We start from the raw sequence: 17595 nt of genomic DNA on the forward strand, positions 1-17595 counted from the left end.
AACCTGCAGAGCGAGGCCTTGCATCCCGCGACGCATACCGGTCCGGCCGACCGCCAACCAGATCCGCACCTGGCTCGGGACCGGGATCATGAAACGCCCAGCGCCTTCACCATCGCCGCCGCCAGTGTTGGCGGCGTGGTCAGCGGACTCCGCAGCCGCACCTTGCCGCCGACCTCCAGCTCGATCACCGCTGGTGATGCCGCGGGCCGGGAAACGGCGACAGGCTCGTCGGGAGCCACGACAACTTCGGCAAAGTCCGTCTCGCGGGCTCTCACCGTGCGGCGCCACTTATAGATCAGGCTGGTCGCGACATCGTACTGACGCGCCACCGCCGCCACCGTGGCCCCGGGCGCGAATGCCGCGGCCAGTATCCGGCACTGATCCGCTTCACTCCAACGACGCCGCCGCTCCGGCCCGGTCAATAACGTCACATGCTCATGCTGTGCTGCTAACTTCGCTCGTAAGGACGACCCTAAGAGCGCAGCCTCGCTACCGTGCCCTCCTCTCGCAAGGCGGCCTTCGCCGGAGGCGTACGGGCCACCGCGCAGTCGCAAACGATCTGGTGGCTTAAAGCAGTAGGTGGGGTGCGTCCTCAGACAACCTCTTCCGGCCTTAGAACATAGTGTGCCAAGTATGCTTCCGGATCAACTCCCGGCCTTGCATTTGCGCGGAGTCGTTCAGCATATGTTCGCCCATTAGTGCAGGCTAGGCCCGGCAAGAAGTGATCGCGCTGGACCTACCGTTCGCGTTCGGCTACGCAGGCTCCGCCGCCCCCTTCGGCCTCGACCCCGCGATATCTGGCAGGCTCCACGGCCTCAGCCCGTATCGCTTCATGGGTCCGGCTTGCGCATCGTGCTGGACGGCGCGGTATACATACAGCAGACCACCCCCTTTGGAGTTCATTCGTTCCATCAAGCGCGAGGCGCGGGCGGAAAAAGCAATCAATGCAGATATCGACAAATTTCGCCGCGCATGAGGCTCGGCTCACGGCCACACCGCGCAGGAACTCTGTCACAGCGCGCAATTTCGTTGCTGTGGCCCCAATCAGCGCCGTCCAGCAGTGAGGTTCGCCCCGATGACAGCAAGCGCCAGCATTGCTTCATTCGTTGTCATTGCGCGAAGGCTGCGGGCGGATAAATCCGACACCTTTTTTGATGTCGATTTGGGTGCCATATTGCTTTGAGAGCCTCTGGAGCCGGCCCAGAATGGCAGTTGCTTGCGGCTCCGAGGCGAAACGCGGCACGCCCCGATTGGCAAACCTCTTCGAGTGCCCGAGTTCAACCGGGTGGAGCTGCAACTCAGCGAGCTGATTGTTCTCGTAGCGGCTGACGGAGATAACGCTCTCATAGTAGATTTGGTCAGAGAGCCCTCCCACAAGCCCCTCTGCGGTCGGGTATCCTTTTGCCAGCTCGTGGATGCTGACCTCAGCATCCGTGTCAACTTTTGGATCCATGCCGTGAACAGCGAACATGTCCGCACCCGCAGGCGTTCGGAGGTCATCGTAAAAGAAATTCGCCAAGCCATAAAAGATTGGTCGACCCTTGTAGATCTCGATACCTCGCAGTTGATGCCGCCCGTGGCCAATGTACGCGTCCGCTCCAGCATCGATAAGGCTGCGGGCAAGCGACTGTTCGTAGTCAGGCGGTTCGTCGCTCCATTCCTGTTCATGACCATGGTTTGTAGCGATACAGAAGTCAGAGAATTGCTTGCCCCGACGAACATTTCGTAGAATCTCAGCAACATCACGCGAATCGGCTTCAAAGCTATAGCCTGCTTTTTCGCCGGCCTTGAATGTAGTACCGTCAATGACAACGCGGCTTGGATCCCGTCCGGGAGGACAATAATACGGCAAGACTTCTCGTACTTGCCTCAAATTTTCCAGCATCTCCGAAGGAACCACGATGCTTTTCGTCAAACGAAGAGCATTGAGTCCTGGCCTGCCAGGTGCCTCGCCGGCGGGATCGCCCGCACGAGCCATGCAACAGTACGATGCAGCAAATGACACCAATGCCACGCGACCGCGAGCGGTCTCCAAGAAGCGAGCAGCGCCGGCCTGTGCGAGGTTCTCGCCCGCACCTGCATGGATGATCCCGTTCTCATTGAGCACTCGGCTCGTCTCGCGCATGCCTTCGAGGCCCCAGTCGAGGGTATGATTGTTCGCCCGACTCACCAGGTTAAAGCCCATCTCTTTCAAGTCAGGTCCGATCTCCGGCAGGCTAATATGATACGCACCACCGTACTCAGCCTGGGGGCTTCCCTTAAATGACCGGATATCGAAGATGAGGGTTTCCATGTTCCCGAACGTGACATCGGCATCACGAAGGATTTCGACGACATCCGCAAAACCGGAATGGTGGCCTTTCATCAGCGCCCGCGACAGAATAAGGTCGCCAACCGCTACCATCTTGAAGCCATCGGCAACGTTCGTGGCAATTGAACCGACTGTATCATAGCTGCCAACCTGTTGAGTTGAACGACAGCCGCTTTCGTGATTTCTTTCCATAGATTATTCTATTGCCTCCTTTGACCGCATCTCGAGTGTTCGCGTCTGTTCGTGGAAAATTTGTTCGGATAAACTGATCTGTGACTGTCTCACAGAAATAGCGAGGATTTGACCGCCTCAGCCGGTTTCGGAGACGCGGCTCTGGCCGGAGCCCGCACATGACAGGCCACGACGCGCCCGTCTGCCATTGGAACCAAAGGGGGGACTTCGTTGCGGCAGCGCTCGGGCTCCTAACTCGCCGCGAGGTTACCACTGTTGACAATCTAAGAATGCAAACAATCACTAAAGTTATTTTAAAGTTTTTTGAAGCCTTTCTTCCGGAGGGTGGGGCTTCTGATGCGAGAGTGCGACCGAAGTTGGTCGGTGATCCTGTTGCGCGACAGTCGCCCCGGCCAAAACGCTCTGCTCGTCGGCAGACTGAGCACCAGAAAACCCACGCCCCCTAGCCGATTGCCCGTGAGGCGATCCTGCACAGGTAAAAGAATCAGTACCTCACCGCCCCTCTTCCGCCGCTAGGGGCTGCTCATCGATCTATGATGGACCAATCGATCAGGTCGACCGAACGCTGAAGTATCGCCTTGGCCAGAATCGGACTGGGTGAAGCGGCAATGACGTGTCCCATGCGGTCTCTCCAATCGCCTCTCCTAACAATCAGGTCCTTGGATGCAACGTACAGTTCAACTTCTACAACACCTGGTATAGCAGCCGCTAATTTGTCGCCTTCGATCCAATCGAGAATGCCGTCGCGATCCGGAACGAGGATCCGTGTGGCCACGGTGTGCGAATGCCTACTGCGCAAGTCCCATTCGTTGCCGATGACGAGCTTGATATGTTCCGCGACGAGATCGACACCATAGGCTAGCCGGACTATCCGAGGAGTGATACCCTCCGCTAGACGCGGATTGACTTCAATGACGACTGGGCCACGGTTTGTCCACCTGAATTCTATATTTGCCGGTCCCCATCCAAGTCCGAGAGCCTCCAGACAGCTCAGCGAAACGTCGGCTATACAATTGCGTTCATCATCGCTGAGCAGGGCCGGAAAGATGCTCTCACGAAACACGAAATGTGGGGGGGCTTCGAACTCAGCGGCAGTAACACCAACTACTGACTTGCCCATTATCTCGGCTTCGTAGTATGGACCTTCTGCGAATTGTTCGACAAGCATCCTACGGGGGGGGCGCGAAATTCGCTTCCCGCTGCCCAACAAGTATGTTGTATGTTGCGTTAGCTCATCAAGGTTGCGGCACAATCTGACACCGGTGCTACCGTTGCCGACAGCTGGCTTAAGAACTACCGGCAGCCCAATCTCTGCGGCAGCGCTTTCTACCTCCGTCGCATCTGCTGCCAATCGATAAAGGGGAATGGGAACGCCAGCCTCCTCGAGGATCTGACGTTGAGTGAACTTGTCGCAGCATCGTTCAACAGACTCGGGATTCGGCCCCGGGAGACCGAAATGTCGGCAGAGCCTACCAACTGTCACATATACAATCTCCCCGCGGCTCACAAAGCCAGTAATTCCAGCAATGTCATAGGTAGTACCTAGTCGTGAGCACTCATGAACCAGCGCATTGATGTCGTCTGTATCGACGCGGACGGCATCATTCCCTTCCGCAGCAAGATATGTGTACTTAGCTGGATCAGCCGATAGTGTGACTGGATGAAGGCCAAGACGCTTGGCTGCTTGCATATAAAGAGGTCCGTTGCTTGAACCTTCGATCAGGATGAGCGCTCTTGCCATTGCTATTGACCCTCGGATAAGTGCGACACGGCGGCCCGAGCGAATTCAACCAACTGTGGGCCTGCGGTGAGGTAGCATTTTCGAGGACGTTTATTTGCAAAGAGATGGTAAAGTTACTTGAAGATATTGTTTCAATGTGGCTGAGCCAATTCACCCGCCGCCCGCCTTTCGACCAGGAAGCCCCGAGACGAAAACACGGAGGGTATCCAACCCGCGGACGAGAGTCTGGTCAACCGTCGTCTCTGAGCTCCATCCCCGACCGTGTGCAGTTCCAGCCAGTCCGACTGCTTTGCCGCCATGACGCTGGCCAACAAAGGTGGATCTGGGCCATACTGACGTCGTTAGTCGCATCATAAGCGCGCTGACCGAAGCGGGCTTCTCTAATTGCGATTGGTCTAGCGTTCTGTACCCACGCCTCGGGAACGAAGCCAAGGCAACGCGCACCGTCGAGTTGGCCGCCTCCTGTGGGCACGTCGTTGACGAGCCTCGGCCCAGTCCGCTGTACACCGGGGCTGGGCCACGGTGGGAAACTCACTATTTACGCGCGAGATGGCCGCCACGACCACGGGTAGCTTCCCACCACCTACGATAGAGAGCGAGAGCGGGATCTACGCGCCTCAGTCGCAGCGGCCTGAACTTAGCGTTATGCCAGGGTCAGCTACGCCTTGGCTCCGGCTCGAGGGGGTTGTTGCTGGGAGCGATTCGCGACATTATCTGGAAGGCGCATCGAATGTGCCATCGGCGGACGCGAAAATCTTGATCCGAAGCCTGGCGGAGCGCCGAGGTGCATCTCGCGAGTGTACATGCGCACAAATCTTTACAATAGATTCACGGAACTTTTGCGCTGACGCTGGTACTCTTCAGCACGAGCATGACAAAAGAACGCGAAAAAGGTGACACCGATTAACGCTCGTGACTTGGCCATCACCGAGAGGCAATACCAAATGACAAATAGAGCGCTCATTCTGCTAGAAGGCCACAGGAGCATCGGTCTGCCCTACGTGAAAGCGGCCCAGAGTCTTGGGCTTCATACAATTACCTTGTCGGCTGATCCAGCTCAGTACACATATCTTGCTGCGGAAGGGATTGATGCCGTCCGCGTCGATACAGACGACATCGATGCGCTGGTTCATGAATGTTCCCGACTAGGTACTACCTATGACATTCGTGGTATCACTGGCTTCTCGGGGCTCGACGAGTCGATCTATGCGACAGTTGGCAAGCTTTGTCGGCATTTCGGTCTTCCGGGACCGAACCCCGCATCGGTTGAACGATGCTGCGACAAGTTCACTCAACGTCAGCTTCTAGCGGAGGCTGGGATTGCTATGCCTGCTTACCGCTTGGCAGTGGATGCTATGGAGGTAGAAAGCGCTGCCGCAGAGATTGGGCTGCCGGTAGTTCTTAAGCCAGCCGTCGGCAGCGGGAGCTGCGGTGTCCGATTGTGCCGCAACCTCGATGAGTTAGCCAAACATACGACCTACCTGTTGGGCGAAAAGTACCTTTGCCAGTCAACCCCAAAATTACTCGTCGAAGAATTCGCGAACGGAGCCCAGTATAGCTCTTACACAATGGGTAACGACGTCATCGGAATTTGCGCCGCTAGCTTCGGACCCCTACCCCATTTCGTCTATCGCCATTTCTCCTTTCCGGCCCTGCTGACAGAAGAAGAGCACAAACTGATCGCCAGTGTTTCGTTGAGTTGTTTGCGAATTCTCGACCTTGACTGGGGTCCAGCGCATATCGAATTTCGATGGACGAAGCGTGGTCTAATGGTCATTGAAGTTAATCCGCGTCTCCCAGGTGGGACCACCCCTCGGCTGGTTCAGTTGGCCTACGGCATCGACCTCATCACCGAGCACATCAAGCTTGCTATCGGCGAGGAATGGGATTTGCGCAAATGGCATTCGAATTTTGCGGCCGCGCGATTCCTCGTTCCTGATCGCGAGGGCATGTTTGCCTCAATGAATGTCGACAGGGCCACTGCTATACCAGGTGTCGCCGAGGTGAAATTATACGTCGAACCCAAAACTCCGATCATCAGGAAAGGAGATTACCGAGATACCATCGGACATGTCATCGCTGTGTCGGCCTGCCCAACTCAAACGGAGACAGCACTTCAGCGTGCAATCGACTCGATGGAGTGGTCGATTACCCCATTTCAGCAACATGGCCAACGGGAGTAATTTGCGACCGTTCGTCAAAAGGGCCACTAAATGTAGTCTCGGAGCGAAACGGATGTCTTGCCTTGGTTGGTGCTCGTTCCATCGGGGCAGGGGTATTCGAAAGCATGCCAGAGGCGTTTTGTCATTTGCGATGGCCTCCTTGATCAATGGCACGGCCGAACCGCCGGCGTCGGGCGTCTTGACCTAAATGCCGTTGTCGGTGAGCACGGGTGTGGATCCGATAGGGAACGGCCATGTACAAGAGTAGCAAGAAGTCTCTTGAGAGGGCGGGGGTGTCCTTCCCATACAATTCGAGGACGAGCTTCGAGGTGCGATCCGCTGCTGCCCGCCCTAAACTGCCCTTCCTAGGGTTGGTGGCTCGGACGGTAGGAGCCTGGTCGTCACAACAAGAGGGCGAGCCGTGGCAGACTATAGGGAAGCATTTGCCGCTTCGATGTTGCGAAGCGGAGGAATGAGGTTCGGTTGTTCGGCGAGGTCGACGCATCTCCTAGACGGATCGCTGCATTATCCAAGGGTGCCATTGGATCCACTTCACCTAGGCAGCCCAACCGGCTTTGGCCTCTACCGGGCTGATCCGTTCCTTCGGCCATCAATGAACCGCGGTCGCGCGCCGCTGGTCCTAAGGAAGTAGGAGATCAGATGAGGACAAACGGGGATGCTCTTTCATTGGCAAGGCTGCTCCGCGCCGGCGAACTGACGGCGGTATGGGTTGCCGCGAAGCAAAGCGCGATCTCGTTCGCGCCGCCCGCCGCGGCCGAGACACCGCAGCTCCATTGCCAGCAGTGAGCGCCTTCATGCTCAAGCATGATGCGCCGCGCGTGTTCGGCGTGTCGGCCAAAGATCGTGGTTCGCTGGTCAGGACGTGGACCCTAGCCTTGCGCCGCCAGCGGTGACCGGCACCATCGCTTTGGAGGTCGGCGCCTCGCTCCACCTCTTCAGGTGTCTACTAAGGCCTGTTGAATTCATCGTCAGTTTATGACGGCGGCTGCGAGAGGGTGATTGCGTTGCAGCATTGGTCGGTTTTGTCAGCTCGCGCGGCGGATACGCTTGAGGTCCTTGAGCTTGCAGAAGACGTTCTCGATCAGATGACGACATATAGAGTTCGAGATCGAGTGGCAGAGGCAAGGCGCGCCTCGATGCTGCGAGATGACGATCTTGGCGCGCGTTCGTTCAGATCGGCAATAACGGTGTTGCTGTCGAAAATCGGCAATCGGCTCGCCGAAGGCTATGCCGTCTATTAGCGGGTGACGCCCACCGCATGTAAACGATGTCCTGGCAGGAGAACGAAGCGGACGAGATGCCGAGCGCATCGGTGAGCGCATAGTCATGCCGCCTTTGGAGCGGTCTACGGCTTGGCTAAGGGTCGCCCTTTTGAGACCTGTGGTTGCGTCGATCATGGCGAACTCATGTTAGGCTAGTCCAACAGACCTCTAACAGCCCAACGGAACATCGGCTTTGACCCAATCGCGGTGAAGACGGTGTTCCAACTTCAGAAAGAGGCTGGAAGGCCACGCCACGGACTTCCCGTGCGCACGATCAAAGCGCGGCCTTTATATATTTAGTCGAAACTACAGTCCCATTCTTCGATAAACTGAGATATGCCGTTTGGACCTATCCGTGAACGCACCGCCCGCCCAATCGCCCCAGCGTTCCACCAGTTCTAGCCCTGCGCATTGGGCCATGCTATCGAGCTCCTGATGATAAACGTAACGAACGCGCTCTGGCAATCGCCGGACAGACGTACCAGAAAACCAAAACAGGTTTGAAATCAAATTCTGGTTGAGCGAATCGTGAGCTTCCGCCTTGACGAAGGTATTCTCGGAATCCACGGTTGTGGTAGTCATAGTAACCTTTATACCCCCAAGGAAGCCATCTAATATTGGCACGCGCACCTCTATTACCAAAGCCCCAGCTTCATCAAGAGCCTGCGCCGCACATTTCAGGCAGGATATTTGGTCTTCGCGCTTTAATAGCAGGGTCAGAGTACCATATACAGAATAGATCAGATTGTATCTCTTAACAGAATTGAAATCGACAATACTCCCTTTCCACGCTTTGATAAGATCTGTGCGGTCGGCGAGAAGCTTCAACATGGCGCCCGAATTGTCGATACCTTCGACCTTTACACCACGTTCGCTCAACGGCACAGCCACGCGTCCGTTTCCTATGCCAAGTTCAAGAGCAATCCCTCCACAGGAAAACCGCTCTAAGAAAGCGGCAGTTTCGTCTGCCTCTCCGGTCTTACCTTGCATTGTCGTATATATTTCATAAACGTCTGCCCAATTCTCGTCATAGTTCGTCGCATCACACATCGTGTGTCCTCGTTATGCTTGATGTTCTATTCTCACTGTGCGCGCTTTTTAACTGCGGCATAAGATTTTGCCGCCATATACTTTTGCCCACTTACGCGGACGAGCCCAAAGTGACCGGCGCTGGAGGAAGCCGGTCAGTCCCGCTTCAGGTCCACCAGAGAACAAGATCTGGCCGCGCAAATCCGAAAAAGCAATTCAGCAGCACGCGACGCTTTCCGTTGCCTGATTGACCGGTAACCCCGTGAACGAAGCCGCCATCGATTAGGGCGATATCCCCAGTTTTGAGCTCGAACTCGCGGCAAGGGACGGCCTCCAGATAGGCTGCCGAATAGGGGTATCCAGTGGTCTCCACACCTTGCGATATCCGGTCCGCAACCGTCGGCTTGTGGCTCCAGAGCTTCAGATTGCCGCCTTCCTCAGGCATGCTGGGATAGAGGTTGAGCGCTGCGACCGTATTGTGCGCCACCGCAGAAAGCTCGTAATCATCGCCAGCACGTAAGACTTGAGCGACGTCGTCGTGGGGATCCAAGGAAAACGTGCCTGTGCCCGACCAACTGAGGCCGCGACAAACATTGGCCTGGCCGTGTTCGGAACGCGCCAGCCGCAATTCGATGCCCTGGTTGTGAAGCTCTCGCTTCAACGCCCCGAATACCGCTCGAACCGGGTCAACCAAATTCTTAAAAAGGGCATCGACGTACGGCCGCGCGTTTTCGGCGTCTGCGAAATAGGTGGCTGCATCCTTTCTGTAGTGAGATGCGCCGACATATTGTCCGGGCACACCATCTTTACGCTCTCTGAGACCGGAGCTTCCAATAAAGTTCGTAGTGATCTCCTCGGCTACTTCGGTGCTGAAAGCTTGCTTGATGTGCAGAGCGGTGAGCTCACCTTTCAGGACCGAGATGATTTCCGCAGTGTTGATCGAGCCGGTCCGTTCTTTGATCGAAACCGGCGAGATGGCTGGCACTTGAGACATCTGACTAGGCATTGTCTTGCTCCTGTAGTGCGTGTTCAAGGATGGTGATGCCACGATCGAGTTCGGCATCGGTGATGGTTATCGGTGGGAGGACTTTGATAACGTCGCGATTTGGCCCCGAGGATTCGATAAGAAGGCCATTTTCGAATGCGACATCGTGCACGCGGCCGACAACTGCCGGTGAACGGCATTTCAGGCCGGCCATCAGACCGCGGCCGCGCTTCTGTTCGATGTACCTCGGAAATTTCGCAACCAGGCGATCGAGGTGCGTTTGCAGCCTGACGGCTGTCCGCTCGACACCTGCAGTAAATTTCCTATCCGACCACATCTTGCACATGGCTCCTGCCGTCACGAAGGCGAAATTGTTGCCTCTGAAGGTCCCGCTATGTTCTCCGGGCTTCCATACGTCCAAGTCGGGTCGAATCAGAACGATGGACAGCGGACTACCTGAACCGCTTAGTGACTTGGAAAGACACACAATATCCGGTTCGATTTTCGCGGACTCGAATGAGAAGAAATCGCCAGTTCGGCCCGCACCCGCCTGAATATCGTCGACGATAAAAACAATGCCGTGAGTACGGCAAATGCGCTGAATTTCCATGAGCCAAGCTGCAGACGCGGCGTTCATGCCGCCTTCCGCCTGGATGGTCTCCAGAATGATTGCGGCAGGCTTTTCTATGCCGCTCCCCGGGTCGCTCAAAACGCTGTCGATGTAACTGGCGGAATCGAAAGCTTGGCTCGGATAGCCGTCATAGGGAACACGGATCACATCGTGGCGAGCGACGCCTCCCAGTTCCCTGGTTGAGGCCGAGCCCGACACCGCTAGAGAGCCGAGCGACATGCCGTGGAACGCATTCGTAAAGGCCATGACGCTCGAGCGGCCGGTGTATTTTCGCGCCAGCGCCAGAGCCGCTTCGTTGGCGTTCGTGCCGGTCGGCCCAGGAAACTGAATCTTGTATGAAAGGCCTCTGGGTTTCAGGATCCAATCGACGAACCCTTCAATGAAGTCACGCTTTGCCGCCGTATGCATATCAAGCGACAGAAGAATGTTCTCACCGACGAGATATTCAATCGCCGGCGCCATGATATCCGGATTGTTGTGCCCGTAATTGAGCGCCCCGGACCCAACGAGGAAGTCGATGTATGCGTTACCGGTCTCGTCCCAGATGGTGGCCCCAAGTGCCCTCGCAAAGACGGCGGGAAACGACCGACCGTAGCGACGAACGTTGGACTCATGGGCCGTGAAAGGGTCGGTGTTCATATTGAGTCCTCTGCACTTGGGTCGTTCAAAGAAGAGAGCGATTAATGGCTGGTTGCTCGCGGTAGATGTTCGTCATCTAACATTGAGAGCAGAATGCCGGAGGCAGCCTTGGTTAGTCTGGTGATGCCGGCATCCTCATCAAATATTGTTGGGTTGCGTTGCCCTCCATTCGGATGCTTTCGGAGAATGTGCTGCAACAGGATGGCTTCTAAAGCTTCCGCGAAAGCATCGCTACTATGGCATCAGGTAGTTGACGTACCCCACCCATCGCTGCCCATAGCGCCTCCGGACAAATGTCCAAGGAGATCAGCAGGGTCGCGTCGCCAGAGGTTGTGTCGCTCGGCGGTAGCGAAGCCGCTCGCGAGCGCGCTCCTCAATAGCGCCGTAGCGAGCGAGCGGCTTCGCGGCGGTCATCAATATATTCGCCGTTCAACCTCGGGCTGCGGACACCAACCTGATTCAAGAAACTATTTGATGACCGATGACACAGCGAAAGCCACGCTCTCTTTGAGAAGAATGCGGATTCCGATCTCTTGCGCGATGACTGGCCCGAGCCCCCGGATCAAGAGGGCGGGGCCGCCGTGGACCCCCTTGACGGAAAGCCCGTTCGTAGGCCAGGCGGAAGCAACCGGGAGACGCGCTGGCGAAGGGCCGCATCGGTTTCGAGAACGTCCACTACCGCGACGGCAACCATCCCCGGCCGCAGCTGCGCTGCTGCCTTCAGGCGAGTCGAAAAGGAGATCGTCCGGGAGGGTGAAGGCGTTGACGAGGTGAGCCGTGAGTAAGCAATCAAGCTCTGATCGGGATCGACTAACACTGTTTCCATCCGACCGATGGTTGACCTGTGATCGGCGTTACCTCAAGCTAGGCAGGCCGACAAGCTCGGTTGGAAGGCGAAGACCTTTCGATGAGCTCGTCTCCGAAATGCTCGAGGCCCACTGCCGCGCCTACAGGAACATACTGGCGTAACGTGAAAACACGATGGCGTCGCGGGCAGGTGCATCTGTCGTGGGGCCATCCGCACTGCCAGGCACGCCCTCTCGGCCGGCATGCACTCAGGTCCGGTCGTTTGGGTCGGCGAATTCACACATCCTGCAAAGCAGAAAACCATCTGCTCCATTCATGCGGTCGACGATTTCGCGAAAAACTGGCTTTTCAAACAGAGCGGAGTAACCCTCATATAGAAGGTTGCCCAATACGTGACGCCGTTCAAAATCCATAGAGCACAGGGTAACGTCGCCGTTTGGAAGAAGAACATTCCGATACTGTCGTGCGTCCACGCAGGTTAGGGCTCCGACCACTGGCTGACGTGGTGCAACGATCTTAGGGTCGACGCTTCCACCCCTACTGCTCATGGGCCGCGCTTTTATCAGTGCTTCGGTAGGAATAATGTCGGCTATATCTGGGTGGGGCTCGCCCAAAGCCACGAACCGGATCAAGGGGATATCCGCGTCGACGAGTTGACGAACCAGATCGCGATACTTGTCTCCGACCAGGCGGCTGTTCATGTAGGTGCCATCATCGAAAACATGAACCACGAATACGCCCAAGCGCAAGGCTTGCAATCGTTGCAGGTCCTGCCCGTTCATTCCCACCAGCGTCGTAAAAATCCTGATGCCATGGCCTTTGGCGAAGGCGTGCTCCACCATTTCGGTACAGTCCGGATTGAGCCAAGGTTCGGAGTATCCCGCAAAACCAATGTCGACGGAAGTCGGTACGCGGGCCAGACACCGCTTGAAATCTTCAAGATCCAGATGACTCGCATGAGACACTTTTCTTTGCCGGACCGCGAACTTGTCCTGGGGACAATATGAACATCCTACGACGCATCCCGTGGTCGTCGTTATCTCCAAAACCCTGCCGGCTGTGTTTGCTGAGCGAAGTTCCGGTAAAATCACTGGTGATTACTCCCATCTACTTCCTGCGAAGCGCCACGATGGTGTGCGTGTGCCTTTGGCTTTCTGATACCGCCTGCTGATCTACCGAGGCAACGCAGACATCTACCCTTTTTGGCAGCCTAAGCCGCCCGGTTCACCGACTTGCCGGGCCGACCTTCACAAACTTCCAGCGCGTCGGACCAGAGACAGCATTGCATCTTTCGAGGCATCACTCGCTCCGGAGATGTAGCCTCAACCGTTGGTCGCTGGCCCGTCGCCGAGATGCGCGCGCAGCACCCTCGAACCCGCCGGAGAGAAGCTTTCTGGATGCCGTCGATCATCCTTCATCGAGCGAGTTCCGTGTTCTCATGCGGGTCAGCCCTCACACTATATTGCCGCACATCGACCAGCAAAGGCCGAGCTAGTGCGCCTGGCGCGCAGTTACTGCGAGATAGGCTTCGAAAAGCCCGACAGAGCTAAGACGCTCCGCTGTATTGAACCCGACATGTTTTCTGACAGCTGTCAGATTTTGGACACACATCACTCATCGTCAGTCGCTTAATACGGATGGTAATTTCTTCCAGGAATCGGTGACATTGAACACCACCCTGTCATGACCGCCCAATCTCAGCGAAGCGAACTCAGCATCGCCACCAGGACCAAGCCTGAAGATAAATCCGCCATAGCAGCGTCAACGACATTTTGCTTTCGAGGCCGGATGGATTGCACGAGGTGATTCGCGCCGTGATGCAGGAGGTGCTCGAGGCCGAGATGGACGAGGCGCTGGGTGCTTCGAAGAGCGAGCGCACGCCGGAGCGTCTCGGCTATCACGCGCGCTACTACGGGCGGAGAACTAGCTGCGCACCTACGGCGGTTCGATAATCCCAAGGTTCAAAGCTTTTACAACAGCTACCGTTCTGCTGGTCGCATCCAACTTCCGCATTACATTTTTTAAATGGAAATCTATCGTATTTCGTGATCTGCCTAAAATAGTTCCTATTTCCCAAGATGATTTTCCTTGTGACACCAAATCAATGCACTCTATTTCTCTCGGAGACAGGTTATGAGCTCGTTCCGACGCAGTCGTAGTGTCGAACTTCGTAACCATCCGATGAAACCGCAGCGCGGCCATTTGCAGGTAGGTGATCGCTCTATTCTGCAATTCGCAGTCCGAGGATTGAGCAAAACTCACAAACCTAAAGCTGCCACCAGGGCCATGTAATGGGACGGTAACGCCTGACCTCAAGCCGAATGTTGCTGCTTCGTCCAAGACGCGGCGTCCATCTTCAGTTATGCTTTCATCGGTATACACCTCGCTCCATCGAAAGGGTCCCGCCTCCTTTCGACCTTTCTTGATGAGTGGGTCTATTTTGGCATAGCCCATTCTCGAGTAGCGCTCCTGCCATTCAGCAGGATAATTCCACATCACCACAGAACCCTCTCGGTTCGGCTTGAAAACCCTCTGTTCTGATGCGAGCGACCCATAGGCAATCCACGGGCAATCGAAATTCAGCGCAAACGCAGACAACAGTTCGAACAACTGTTCGGATTGAGCGACATCATCAGTCATCTTGAGGAATAGGTCTAACTCCACCGCAATCCGCCGGAGTTCCATGATGTCTCCTTCATTGCGTTCTCATTGGTGCACAGTTTGCTCCAACCCAGCCTCGCAACATCCGAAGTCAACGGGACTCGAGCCGGAGTTCCTTCCGCCACCTGGAGTACCCTCAAGAGTCGTGCCAGCTTGCGAGCGAAGCTTCTCCTTCAGGTCGTCAATCGACGGGGGAGGTACCCAGGAGGCGAACCGACAGCACTGTGTCGGGGAGCGCACAATCCGACAGTCGAGCATTCGATTGACGGAATATGGGCAGGAAAGTATTCGCGGCGCGCTTTTGAAATCAGCACCTAAGTGCCGGGCCTGAGAAAGCTGCATTGCAACTGTACTTATTTGATCGAGGCAAGAACAAGCTCAAAATTCAATCGATACATCGACCTTCTTTTCCAATCTCCCGAGTTGAGCAGCCGTAGCAATCGTATTCGACTGGATGGCGGCTGACTTTCTCCAGGCTCGGTAACCTGCTGAATTTGTCCTTCGGATGTTCCCGCTCAGTTGGCACGACTTTTGAACTCACCGTCGTGAGGCGGCAAGAGCTGCCCGCCAAAATTGATGCTGTTATGGGGGAGGTCGAAATTCCAGTTTTGTCTTTTATCGTCTTTGGGACCGAGCGTGTTGATGCGCCCGCTTGGAAACTATGAGACGTTTCCCCGTCCATGGGCGCGGCGCCACTTGTCGCGACGTTTTCGCCTTCACTGTTCGCCTCTGGAACAGGCAGCCGGCCCGGCTCGCGATCATCATGACCGCGATGCTCGCCTCCACGCTGGCTGACGTGTTGATGCCGCTCTATTCTGGCCGACTTATCGACGCTGTTTCTCGTGCTGCTAATGCGGCAGCACCAGCTTCGGCAGCTGTTGCAGCATTCTCTGTACCGATTGCATTGGCACTCGGTTCCATTGCCATGCGCCACGTCGCCTTAATTGGCCTGAACGACTTGGTGTTGAAAATGATTTCCGACGTCGCGACCGAAGCGTTCCATCATGTGCAGCGCTTTTCGACAGACTGGCATGCAAACAGCTTCGCCGGCTCGACAGTGCGCAAGATAACGCGCGGCATGTGGGCGCTCGACCTCCTCAACAGCACGATACTCGTCACGCTGCTCCCGTCGTTTGTCATCTTGATCGGCTCGACGGTGCTGCTCGGCTGGCACTGGCCGGTCATGGGCGTGATCTTTGCTTGCGGCTCTCTCGTCTACCTTGCGTTTTCGATTTCGCTGTCGCTCGGCTATGTCGCGCCAGCGGCGAGCCTTGCCAACCGATGGGACACAAGGCTCAGCGGCGCGCTTGCGGACGCGGTCAGTTGCAACGCTGTGGTCAAGGGCTTCGGCGCAGAGGTTCGCGAAGACGAGCGGCTTGCAAACATCATGACGAAATGGCGGCACCGCGCGCGCCGGAGTTGGGTGCGCGGAACGATCATCGGCTCAACCCAAGGCGTAACTTTGGTTGCGCTCAGGGTGGCGGTGGTCGGATATGCCCTGCTTCTGTGGTCGCATGGACAGGCAACGCCGGGCGAGATAGCATATGTTCTCACGTGCTTCATCGTCCTGCAGGGCTATCTGCGTGATGCCGGCATGCATGTCCGCAACGTGCAGCACTCGGTTAATGAGATGGAAGAACTAGTGGCCATCCACAATCAGCACGTGGATGTTGCCGATCGTCCAGAGGCCAAGCCGATCCGGATCACGAAGGGCCGTATCGATTTCGAGAACGTCCACTTCCGCTACGCCAACCATCCCCTGCCGCTCTATAGCGAATGTTCGCTGTCGATTGAAGCTGGCGAAAGGGTTGGGTTGGTTGGACCCTCCGGTTCCGGCAAGACAACATTCGTGAAGCTGATCCAGAGACTCTACGACCTGAGCGGCGGCCGGATCCTGATAGACGGTCAGGACGTCTCCGAGGTGACCCAAGAGTCCCTTCGTTCGCAGATCGCGATCGTGCAGCAGGAGCCGATCCTGTTTCACAGGTCGCTTGCCGAGAACATCGCCTATGGCCGGCCTGGCGCGAGCCGGGCCGAGATCGAGCAAGCGGCACGGCTGGCAAGTGCCCACGAATTCATCGCGCCCCTGCCGAAGGGCTGTGGGACATTGGTCGGCGAAAGGGGTTTGAAGCTCTCCGGCGGCGAGCGCCAGCGCGTGGCGATCGCGCGCGCCTTCCTCGCGAACGCGCCGATCCTTATTCTGGACGAGGCCACATCGAGCCTCGATTCGGAATCCGAGGTGCTCATTCAACAAGCGGTGGATCGGTTGATGGTGGGCCGAACCACACTCGTCATCGCACACCGGCTGTCGACGGTCCGCTCGCTCGATCGGCTGCTCGTCTTCGACCGTGGCCGCATCATGGAGGACGGCGATCATGCCGCGCTGATCAATCTCGATGGTGGCATTTACCGCCGCCTGTTCGAACGGCAGGCGTTGGAGCTAGCGAAGGGCCTGGCCTGAGCGCCAACCGGATTGCGCGACGCGCCGAGCCGTTGCCGGAGAGGCGTGTGGCAGTGAGGCCTTACCGACGAGCGGCGGGCGTTACGGCCGGCAAAACCAGCACGGCCGGAACTATCCGCCAAGCGGGCGAGCGGGAATGCACCACGTCTAAGCTTCGGCGAATGCGCGCAGTTACACGCGGGCACCGAATTGTCGCGCCTAACGGCGCACGCACCAAAAGGGCGGGAATGTCGACGGCCCGGCCCTCGCCGTTACCCACATTTTGCCAAAGGAAGCGAAGTCAACGCACATTGAGAGGGCGGTGCTTCCCGGCCGGCTGGGATCCCTGTCGCTGGCCCAACCTACCGCACGCCGACCACGTCAACGCTTCAAAGTCCCTTCGGTTCGCAAAGTCGTCCCCTTGGAGACCCGGAAGCGCAGGAGCTCCGACCGCAGTCTTCGCTCAACTCTGGCCATCTGCTCCGGGATTGGATTCCGTTCCCTTGCTAGCACAGTGGCAGCTGAGGACGAACTCGCCGGCCTCGTGTCTTTCTATTACGGCCAACGGGCTTAGGAAGAGATTGGATTCGCCGGCCCTCTGCGGAGCGAATGAACAGTTCTACAGATCATCGACGTCCGCGAAAAAGAGCACGCAGCCGAAATAGCAGGCCTGAAGCAGCAGCGAACAGGCCAGCGTCGTGACGACTGCCACAC

Annotated in this window: 11 protein-coding genes and 3 pseudogenes; 5 read left to right on the forward strand and 9 right to left on the reverse strand. The window is 56.8% G+C overall.

What is annotated here, in order from left to right; translation table 11 throughout:
* Positions 1-86: 86 nt before the first annotated feature.
* From EN984_RS02030 to EN984_RS02045, 4 genes and pseudogenes are all read right to left on the reverse strand, one after another.
* Positions 87-431 carry a transposase gene (locus EN984_RS02030; RefSeq protein WP_236383542.1) on the reverse strand — a complete coding sequence of 115 codons (345 nt, stop codon included), beginning with the start codon at positions 429-431 and terminating at the stop codon, positions 87-89.
* Between the two features lie 668 nt (positions 432-1099).
* Positions 1100-2503 (reverse strand): CapA family protein, encoded by a 1404-nt coding sequence (locus tag EN984_RS02035; RefSeq protein WP_127266831.1) that lies wholly within the window; start codon positions 2501-2503, stop codon positions 1100-1102.
* Positions 2504-2592: 89 nt separating this feature from the next.
* Positions 2593-2727 (reverse strand): annotated as a pseudogene (locus tag EN984_RS38520) (oligopeptide ABC transporter ATP-binding protein); the annotation flags it as partial.
* 299 nt (positions 2728-3026) lie between these two features.
* A complete protein-coding gene (locus EN984_RS02045) occupies positions 3027-4244 on the reverse strand; it encodes an acetyl-CoA carboxylase biotin carboxylase subunit family protein (RefSeq protein ID WP_127266827.1) in 1218 nt (405 codons plus the stop codon).
* A gap of 944 nt (positions 4245-5188) precedes the next feature.
* Between EN984_RS02045 and EN984_RS02050 the strand changes: the two genes are divergently transcribed.
* From EN984_RS02050 to EN984_RS38075, 3 genes and pseudogenes are all read left to right on the forward strand, one after another.
* Positions 5189-6427: an acetyl-CoA carboxylase biotin carboxylase subunit family protein gene (locus tag EN984_RS02050; RefSeq protein ID WP_127266829.1), complete on the forward strand. Its 1239-nt coding sequence runs from the start codon at positions 5189-5191 to the stop codon at positions 6425-6427.
* Positions 6428-7040: 613 nt separating this feature from the next.
* Positions 7041-7233: pseudogene (locus EN984_RS38525) on the forward strand (IS110 family transposase); the annotation flags it as partial.
* 198 nt (positions 7234-7431) lie between these two features.
* Positions 7432-7668, forward strand: coding sequence for a hypothetical protein (locus EN984_RS38075; protein ID WP_206517394.1), 237 nt, complete (start codon positions 7432-7434; stop codon positions 7666-7668).
* Positions 7669-7995: 327 nt separating this feature from the next.
* Here EN984_RS38075 and EN984_RS02060 read toward each other — a convergent pair whose 3' ends face one another.
* The 4 genes from EN984_RS02060 to EN984_RS02080 form a co-directional block, all read right to left on the reverse strand.
* Positions 7996-8739 carry a class I SAM-dependent methyltransferase gene (locus EN984_RS02060; protein WP_127266826.1) on the reverse strand — a complete coding sequence of 248 codons (744 nt, stop codon included), beginning with the start codon at positions 8737-8739 and terminating at the stop codon, positions 7996-7998.
* Positions 8740-8884: 145 nt separating this feature from the next.
* A complete protein-coding gene (locus tag EN984_RS02065) occupies positions 8885-9724 on the reverse strand; it encodes a hypothetical protein (RefSeq protein ID WP_126104996.1) in 840 nt (279 codons plus the stop codon).
* Entirely contained in the window at positions 9717-10973 is a 1257-nt protein-coding gene (gene ectB / locus EN984_RS02070; RefSeq protein WP_127206334.1) for a diaminobutyrate--2-oxoglutarate transaminase, read from the reverse strand. The genes EN984_RS02065 and ectB overlap by 8 nt, the downstream gene beginning before the upstream one ends.
* Positions 10974-12028: 1055 nt before the next feature.
* Positions 12029-12745, reverse strand: a complete 717-nt coding sequence (locus tag EN984_RS02080; protein ID WP_236383545.1) for an SPASM domain-containing protein — start codon at positions 12743-12745, stop codon at positions 12029-12031.
* A 718-nt stretch (positions 12746-13463) separates the two neighbouring features.
* Between EN984_RS02080 and EN984_RS02085 the strand changes: the two are divergent.
* Positions 13464-13699: pseudogene (locus EN984_RS02085) on the forward strand (transposase); the annotation flags it as partial.
* A gap of 16 nt (positions 13700-13715) precedes the next feature.
* Here the strand turns inward: EN984_RS02085 and EN984_RS02090 are convergent.
* Complete coding sequence (locus EN984_RS02090; protein WP_127266824.1) at positions 13716-14465, reverse strand: LuxR family transcriptional regulator; 750 nt, start codon at positions 14463-14465, stop codon at positions 13716-13718.
* A gap of 637 nt (positions 14466-15102) precedes the next feature.
* On the opposite strand from EN984_RS02090, the gene EN984_RS02095 reads away from it, so the two are divergent.
* Complete coding sequence (locus EN984_RS02095) at positions 15103-16902, forward strand: ABC transporter ATP-binding protein (RefSeq protein WP_127266823.1); 1800 nt, start codon at positions 15103-15105, stop codon at positions 16900-16902.
* Positions 16903-17595: the final 693 nt, after the last annotated feature.

This window comes from Mesorhizobium sp. M7A.F.Ca.CA.004.12.1.1, from assembly GCF_003997835.1.
Classification (GTDB): domain Bacteria; phylum Pseudomonadota; class Alphaproteobacteria; order Rhizobiales; family Rhizobiaceae; genus Mesorhizobium.

Coding starts and splice junctions, on each gene's coding strand:
- EN984_RS02035 (WP_127266831.1), bottom strand. CDS start 2,503: ATGGAAAGAAATCACGAAAGCGGCTGTCGTTCAACTCAACAGGTTGGC.
- EN984_RS02045 (WP_127266827.1), bottom strand. CDS start 4,244: ATGGCAAGAGCGCTCATCCTGATCGAAGGTTCAAGCAACGGACCTCTT.
- EN984_RS02050 (WP_127266829.1), top strand. CDS start 5,189: ATGACAAATAGAGCGCTCATTCTGCTAGAAGGCCACAGGAGCATCGGT.
- EN984_RS02060 (WP_127266826.1), bottom strand. CDS start 8,739: ATGTGTGATGCGACGAACTATGACGAGAATTGGGCAGACGTTTATGAA.
- EN984_RS02065 (WP_126104996.1), bottom strand. CDS start 9,724: ATGCCTAGTCAGATGTCTCAAGTGCCAGCCATCTCGCCGGTTTCGATC.
- ectB (WP_127206334.1), bottom strand. CDS start 10,973: ATGAACACCGACCCTTTCACGGCCCATGAGTCCAACGTTCGTCGCTAC.
- EN984_RS02090 (WP_127266824.1), bottom strand. CDS start 14,465: ATGGAACTCCGGCGGATTGCGGTGGAGTTAGACCTATTCCTCAAGATG.
- EN984_RS02095 (WP_127266823.1), top strand. CDS start 15,103: ATGAGACGTTTCCCCGTCCATGGGCGCGGCGCCACTTGTCGCGACGTT.